Origin of the sequence: Shewanella sp. AC34-MNA-CIBAN-0136 (assembly GCF_040309945.1) — a bacterium.
Lineage (GTDB): Bacteria > Pseudomonadota > Gammaproteobacteria > Enterobacterales > Shewanellaceae > Shewanella.
Genome location: NZ_JBEOPJ010000004.1, coordinates 286,150 through 293,285, shown reverse-complemented (window position 1 = coordinate 293,285; position 7,136 = coordinate 286,150). Strand labels below are relative to the sequence as shown.

The 7,136-nt window shown below is 40.8% G+C and carries 5 protein-coding genes; 3 read left to right on the top strand and 2 right to left on the bottom strand.

Annotated elements, in window-relative coordinates:
- Nucleotides 1-194 precede the first annotated feature (194 nt).
- Nucleotides 195-1,994 carry an alpha-amylase family glycosyl hydrolase gene (locus AAEY94_RS06095; protein ID WP_101085921.1) on the top strand — a complete coding sequence of 600 codons (1,800 nt, stop codon included), beginning with the start codon at nucleotides 195-197 and terminating at the stop codon, nucleotides 1,992-1,994.
- A 56-nt stretch (nucleotides 1,995-2,050) separates the two neighbouring features.
- On the opposite strand, the gene AAEY94_RS06090 is transcribed toward AAEY94_RS06095, so the two are convergent.
- Together AAEY94_RS06090 and AAEY94_RS06085 are read right to left on the bottom strand one after the other, a co-directional pair.
- Nucleotides 2,051-2,707, bottom strand: coding sequence for a thiol:disulfide interchange protein DsbA/DsbL (locus AAEY94_RS06090; protein ID WP_101085920.1), 657 nt, complete (start codon nucleotides 2,705-2,707; stop codon nucleotides 2,051-2,053).
- 579 nt (nucleotides 2,708-3,286) lie between these two features.
- A complete protein-coding gene (locus AAEY94_RS06085) occupies nucleotides 3,287-3,946 on the bottom strand; it encodes a DNA-J related domain-containing protein (RefSeq protein ID WP_101085919.1) in 660 nt (219 codons plus the stop codon).
- A gap of 347 nt (nucleotides 3,947-4,293) precedes the next feature.
- Between AAEY94_RS06085 and AAEY94_RS06080 the strand changes: the two genes are divergently transcribed.
- Both AAEY94_RS06080 and AAEY94_RS06075 read left to right on the top strand, forming a co-directional pair.
- Nucleotides 4,294-4,860: a phosphoribosyltransferase gene (locus tag AAEY94_RS06080; protein ID WP_101085918.1), complete on the top strand. Its 567-nt coding sequence runs from the start codon at nucleotides 4,294-4,296 to the stop codon at nucleotides 4,858-4,860.
- A gap of 175 nt (nucleotides 4,861-5,035) precedes the next feature.
- Complete coding sequence (locus AAEY94_RS06075; protein ID WP_101086306.1) at nucleotides 5,036-6,949, top strand: peptidase U32 family protein; 1,914 nt, start codon at nucleotides 5,036-5,038, stop codon at nucleotides 6,947-6,949.
- Nucleotides 6,950-7,136 lie beyond the last annotated feature (187 nt).

Below are 7,136 nucleotides of genomic sequence, written 5' to 3'. Positions count from 1 at the left end.
CGATGCCATTCAATTAAAGGATTCTAAGACAATATGAACAAGACAACATGGGCACTATTGAGTGCAGCATTGGTGTTGGTATGCATTGTATGTCAGCGATAAAGGACATGAGTTACCTTAATCATCACTACAGCATGTTTGAGCAATACCCGAGCATTTCTCGATGCCATTCAATTAAAGGATTCTAAGACAATATGAACAAGACAACATGGGCACTATTGAGTGCAGCATTGGTGTTAAGTGGATGTCAGCAGGCAGAAACAGAAGTGGTAGCGTCGGCCGTTCAGCCTTTGCCACAACCAAGCGTACAAGCTGATATATACCAAGATTACTTACATCGTGATGTTCGGGACGATATTTTCTATTTTGTATTGCCAGACCGTTTTTATAACGGCGATAGCAGTAATGACAACGGCTCTACCTCTAAACCAATTTCAGCGGGTGGTTTTGATACTAGCAGCAGTCGCGGTTTTCATGGCGGTGATATTTTAGGCATTGAACAAAAGTTAGATTATCTCCAAAACCTTGGTATTACCGCGATTTGGATGACGCCATTATTGCGAAATAAGGCCATTCAATCAGATGGCATTGCGCATCATGGTTATTGGATTGTCGACTTTACCGAAATAGACCCGCATTTTGGATCTAACGCAGACTTAAAACAGCTAATAGACTCGGCACATCAACGCGGTATAAAAGTCTTTTTTGATATTATTACTAACCACACGGCCGATGTCATCAAGTACCAAGAGTGTCATCAAGCGTCGGGAGAGTTTATTGCGCCGCAAACCCATTGCGAATACAAGTCGTTAGCTCAAGTTGAAAAGGGCGACAGTTACACGCCGTTTGTGCCGCAAGATCAAGCGAGTGTAAAAGTGCCTGATTGGTTAAATGACCCGCGTTTTTATCACAACCAAGGTGATAGCACATTCAAAGGTGAGAGCTCATTAAATGGCGACTTTAGTGGCTTAGATGATCTTAATACCGCAGATCCTCAAGTGGTATCTGGCATGGTTGATATTTACCAAAATCTGATTAAAGAATTTAAGCCAGATGGATTTAGGATCGACACGGTTAAACATGTGGACTTGTCATTTTGGCAAACGTTTAGCCCTGAAATCGTTAACTTTGCCAAGGCGCAAGGCATTCCTCAGTTTCATGTGTTTGGTGAAGTGTACGATACCAACCCTAACAACCTCAGCGTTTTTACTACCCAAGGCAAGTTACCTTCGGTATTGGACTTTGCGTTTCAACAAACTGCGGCAGATATTTTTTATCGCGGCAAGAGTCCTGTATTAGCCCAGCAATTATTTGCCCAAGATTCGTTATATCAAGATGACGACAGCCAGGCTGATTTATTGATGACTTTTTTAGGTAATCATGACATGGGCCGCACTGGCTATTTCGTCAATCAAGCCAATCCTGATGTAAGCTCAGCCGATAAACTGCAACGCAGTATTTTGTCGCATGCGTTTATGTTTTTATCTCGCGGTATTCCAGTGATTTATTATGGTGATGAGCAAGGATTTACGGGCGATGGCAATGACATTGACGCACGAGAAGATATGTTTGCATCTCACGTTGCTAGCTACAATGACAATATTTTACTGGGCACGAACGCGACGACCGCAGATGATAACTTTGACCCTAAACACCCTTTGTATCAAGCAATAGCAAAACTGAGTGAACTGCGTAAGCAATATCCTATTTTGCGTCGTGGTCAATATCAAGACCGCTTTTATCAAGCAGACAAAGACATGTTTGCATTTGCTCGGGTAGACCCTGAAACAGGGGCAGAGTTTTTGATGGTGTTTAATAGCGGTGAGCAAGCGCAGACGATTAATGTCACCCAAGAGGGCAAGCGTTATCGCTTAATGACCACATGGCCAGATGTTGTAGTGCCACCAATTGAAGATGCCGCACAGGCCGTATCAGCAGAGTTAACGGTGACCTTACCGCGATTAAGTTATGCAATTTATACCACAGCGAGTTAAGCAATAGAGATAAAAAATGGCTATCCATTGGATAGCCATTTTTGTATTGGTTAGCACTACTGCTTTAATGCTAAGTAGTTAATGACCCCAATGATATCGTCCAAGCTACGCATTTCATTTAAATTGATAGCGTATTTATCGTTAACAATAAATGCCGGTACACTTTGTACTGCATACGACACTTGCTGTTGACGCCACATGGTTAACTTTTTATTGGTGTCTGCACTGTCTGCTACCGTGTCATATTGCTCTGCATCGACACCAAACTCAGCAAAAACATTTTTAATATCATCACGGTTATTAATTTGTGATTGGTGTTCATGTCCAGCTGCAGCGTGGTCGTGACCGCCGGTATTATCTTTGCCTTGGATCGCGCCAAACATGGCTATTTTTAACGCTTCTTTATTATCTAGTTCATGAATAACCGCTAATGCGCGCATGACTTCAGTGCCCAAGTCGCTATTCATAAAGTCGACATGTTTGCTGTCGAAAGCGATTTTTTTGTCTAAACCCGCCTTGATTTCAGGTAGATACTGGCTTTCCATATTGAAACAGTTATGGCAATAGAACGAGAAGAATTCAGTGACTTTAGGTTCACTTGGAACCATGTTGTTAGAAATCTGGGTATAGTGCTTACCCTCAACAAATGGTGTAGCAAATGTGCTAAACGAGGCGGTGATGAGCGTTAGTACTATGGCAAAATATTTAATCATGTAAACCTCAAATCTATGTTAATAGCTAATCTATGTTAATAGCGAATCAATGTAAGTAGTAAATCGATGTTAGTAGTAAATAGTCACTAGGATTCGATTAATCTGCTTGAGCTAATTAGGGTAAGTTTGTTAGCTGAATTATGGCTTAAATCATCAATCAAAAAGACGCTAATTTCGTGATCGATGCGTGCTTTATGAGGATAATCCTTTAATAAAGTTCAGATATTGCTGTGAGGTTAATGATCTGTGCCAATGTCACTATTGCGTGGTCATGAGCGGTTCATTGTTGATGGGTTATGTGGCAAGGCCGATATGGCATGCTGAATTAGCAGGGATAATATAGAAGGATGAATGTAGAACAGTAATCTAAATGCTGACAACGATAATGGCTGTGGATGAAGAGTGGTCATAAGCGGTTCATTGTTGTTGGGTTATGTGGCAAGGCCGATATGGCATGTTGAATTAGCAGGGCTGATGTGGAAGGATGAATGTAGAACAGTCACCCTGAACATTTTAGTGCTGACAACGATAACGGCTGTGGATGAAGAGTGTTCAACCACGGTAGTTTACCGATCAACGCTAATCTCTGAGTGTTTGCCATGCTTCGCACACTTCTCGAAAGCGTTCAGCATTACCTTGTTCACGATCGGGATGCCATTTTAATGCTAACTTACGCCATTGCTTGCGAATGTCTTTATTGGTTGCGGTTTCATCAAGTTCAAACACTTTTAACGCATGACCTTTGTGCATCAACTGTGTGTTAACGCCAATATACTCTTGAAAGCTAGACCAGAATGACTCAAGCATTTCCCGTACAACGTTTACGCTGGAATCATAATTGTTCCAATCGAGATAATAGTCACGTAATGCACCATCGCGAATATGTTGTATATCAGCACTGGCTGGAATGATCCGAAATATTTGGATTTCCATCGCCTTCACTTGCAACCACTGCTTGGGCATCAGTATGTCTTGTAATTCATACAAGGCGTTCATCAGGAGAAAATTGCGTTTGAATAGGTCTTTTTCGGGTAATGGGTCAAGGTTATGCATTAAACCTTTAGTTTGTAATTCACTGGCTAAATGATGCACTTTCCAACTTTGATTTGATGATTGCAATAAACTCAGCACAGGCCATATGAGCGGGTTGTCACCTTTGGGCACATTGAGTTCGTTGCTGTCCGTGGTGTTTGCCAGTCCAGTACCGTAAGTATTGTGTAAGGTTTTATTGAGCAGCATAGTGGCGTATTCATCCTGAATTGGCGATTAATCTACTTGTCATTAAAACCCACTATGCCATAGTCGTTTTCAATGACAAGTAGATTTATCTCCACCAATAAGCCTATTTGGCCACTCAGCGAATACGTTAACTTGATAGTATGCTTACTGATGACAGATTGGTTCCGCGTGACATGATAGCCGATACGAGCATGCTTCAAATAGGTAACAATCAATATTGAGTCATATTATGATTTGATCAACATTTTTATTTTTATGGGTTTGATCAATTAATTCCTATTCTTACAGGCAAGAAAGCTTTATTTGGTATAAAATTCTCCGCAATAAAATAATCGGGGGCTTAACCAATGACAGATAAACACTTTATTAGTGCGCAACAACTACTGGAAGATTCATTTAGACTCGCTGCACAAGTATATGATAGTGGCTTTCGACCTCAGTTTATCGTGGGTATTTGGCGCGGTGGCGCTCCAATTGGTATTGCAGTCCAAGAGTATTTTGATTTCAAGAAAGTTGAAACTGACCATATAGCCGTTAGAACGTCTTCTTATTATGGTATTGGCACTGACAAACAAGATAAGAATATCAAAGTACACGGTTTGCATTACATTATTGAAAATGCCAATGCTAGCGATGGTTTGTTGATCGTTGATGACGTATTTGACTCTGGCCGCAGTATTGATGCACTTATTGGTAAATTAAGAAAGTTCATGCGTTTGAACATGCCAACCGATATCCGTATCGCATGCCCTTATTACAAGCCAAAAAACACTAAAGTAGACTTAAAACCTGAATATTTTATTCATTCATCTGAAGATTGGTTAGTGTTTCCCCATGAAGTGTCTGGGCTTAATCCGCAAGAAATTGCTGAAGGCAAAGCTGACTTTAAAAACATCCAAGAGTTGTTTTTATAAGCTATATTCAGCAGTTGTTTAAGCGGTAATTAGCAACGAATTTACTTAGAACTTTGTTCAAAGTTTGCTAAAGTATAAAGCTATGTGAGTGCGTCAACATACTTATGTCAATGCGACAATATTAGTATGCTGGCGCACTTTTTTATCCGAATCAATGCGAAATTTAATTAACATTATGGTTTCTGTAGAATTGTTCACCCCTGAGGCGCCTGTAAAGCGCCAACTTGAACTGTTAGCACCGGCTAAAAATGCTGATTATGGCATTGAAGCTATTCGTCATGGTGCTGATGCGGTTTATATTGGCGGCCCTGCATTTGGCGCGCGTCATAATGCTGGCAACAGCGTTAAAGACATCGCTCGCTTAGCTGAATTTGCTCATCGTTACCATGCCCAAGTGTTTGTGGCGCTCAATACCATTTTAATGGATGACGAGATTGATAAAGCGCAAAAGCTTATTTGGCAACTTTATGAAGCCGGTGTCGATGCCTTGATTGTTCAAGACATGGGGGTTTTACAATTAGATCTTCCACCTATCGCGTTACATGCGAGTACCCAAACTGATAACCGTAGCCCAGAAAAAACGGTTTTTTTCGAACAAGTCGGTTTTTCACAAGTCGTGTTAGCTCGTGAGTTGAATATTCCACAAATTCGCGACATTGCTGCTAGCACAAAAATGAAGTTAGAGTTCTTTATTCATGGTGCGTTATGTGTCAGTTATAGCGGTTTATGTAATTTAAGCCATGCATATTCTAATCGCAGTGCTAATCGCGGTGAATGTTCACAGATGTGTCGATTACCGTGTAATTTGACTACGCGTGAAGGTGAAGTATTAGCTGAAAATAAGCATTTATTATCACTAAAAGACAATAACCAAACGGATAATTTAGAAGCCTTAATTGATGCGGGCATTAGCTCATTTAAAATTGAGGGCCGCTTAAAAGACATTACTTACCTCAAGAATGTTACCGCACATTACCGTCAACAACTGGATGCCATTATTGCTAAACGCAATGATGTAGAATCTATTTCTCATGGTCGTTGCGAGTTTAATTTTACGCCCGATCCTGATAAAAGTTTTAACCGCGGTAAAACAGATTATTTTGTCAATGAACGCACTGAGGCCATTGAGCATTTTAGTTCGCCTAAGTTTATCGGTGAAAAAGTGGGCCGTATCACCCAAGTAGGTAAAGACTTTATTAAAATCGATACCAGTGAAAGTGGCAAAGACATTCATTTTAACAATGGTGATGGCTTATGTTTCTTTGTTGAACATTATGAAACCCAGCGGTTGTCTGACGATAAGCTCTCCGGTGTGCGCATTAACCGCGCCGACGGTAATACCTTGTATTTAACTGAGGTGCCTAAAGATCTTAAAATTGGCGTGATGATGTTCCGTAACTTCGATCATAAGTTTGAAGCTATCTTAAATAAAGATTCTGCCACGCGTAAAATAGCTGTTGATATGCAATTTTTTGATACCGATGACGGCGTCGGATTAACCATCACCGATGTACACGGTATAAGTGCAACCGTTACCTTAGCCTGTGATAAAGCCCCTGCGAATGATCAAGCTAAAACGGCAGAAAATCTGAAAAAGCAACTTAGCAAACTTGGCAGCAGTGATTTTGTATTGAATAAGGTTAATTTACTGACGGAGCAAATGTGGTTTTTACCTGCCTCTGTGGTAAACGAGCTACGCCGCGATGCTGTGAGTGCATTAATGGCCACAAGGGTGACGAGTTACCAACGACCAGAGCGTTGGGTGCACGATAAAACGGCGCGTTTCCCACAAAAAGCATTGAGCTTTTTATCTAACGTGGCTAACGAAAAAGCTAAATCGTTTTATCATCAGCATGGGGTGATTCAAATTGAAGATACCTATGAGAAAAATAACGTGTTGCATGATGCACCGTTAATGGTGACCAAACATTGTTTGCGTTACAGCTTTAACTTATGCCCGAAAGAAGTTGAAGGGATTAAAGCCGACCCAATGTTTTTAGACGTCGGTAAAGATAAATTGAAGTTGGTGTTTGACTGCCATAAATGTGAAATGATGATTGTTGGTTCTAACCAATTAGTGAAACAATAACCGCATCGCAGCGAGATTTTATTCATCATATTTTCTCCAGTGGCAGCATTACGCTTGCCACTGAGTTAATTTTTCAAATAAGCTGCAAAAATAACCATTAAATAGCTGCCCAAACTCGTGCGTTTCGAGTACACTGCGCGGCTGAAATTTCATGGGTTTTAGCCTGTGATACCTTAAGTAGGAAAGA

Excerpts from the sequence above, each read along its gene's own strand:
- AAEY94_RS06090 (WP_101085920.1), bottom strand. The coding sequence starts at position 2,707 with ATGATTAAATATTTTGCCATAGTACTAACGCTCATCACCGCCTCGTTT.
- AAEY94_RS06080 (WP_101085918.1), top strand. The coding sequence starts at position 4,294 with ATGACAGATAAACACTTTATTAGTGCGCAACAACTACTGGAAGATTCA.
- AAEY94_RS06085 (WP_101085919.1), bottom strand. The coding sequence starts at position 3,946 with ATGCTGCTCAATAAAACCTTACACAATACTTACGGTACTGGACTGGCA.
- AAEY94_RS06095 (WP_101085921.1), top strand. The coding sequence starts at position 195 with ATGAACAAGACAACATGGGCACTATTGAGTGCAGCATTGGTGTTAAGT.
- AAEY94_RS06075 (WP_101086306.1), top strand. The coding sequence starts at position 5,036 with ATGGTTTCTGTAGAATTGTTCACCCCTGAGGCGCCTGTAAAGCGCCAA.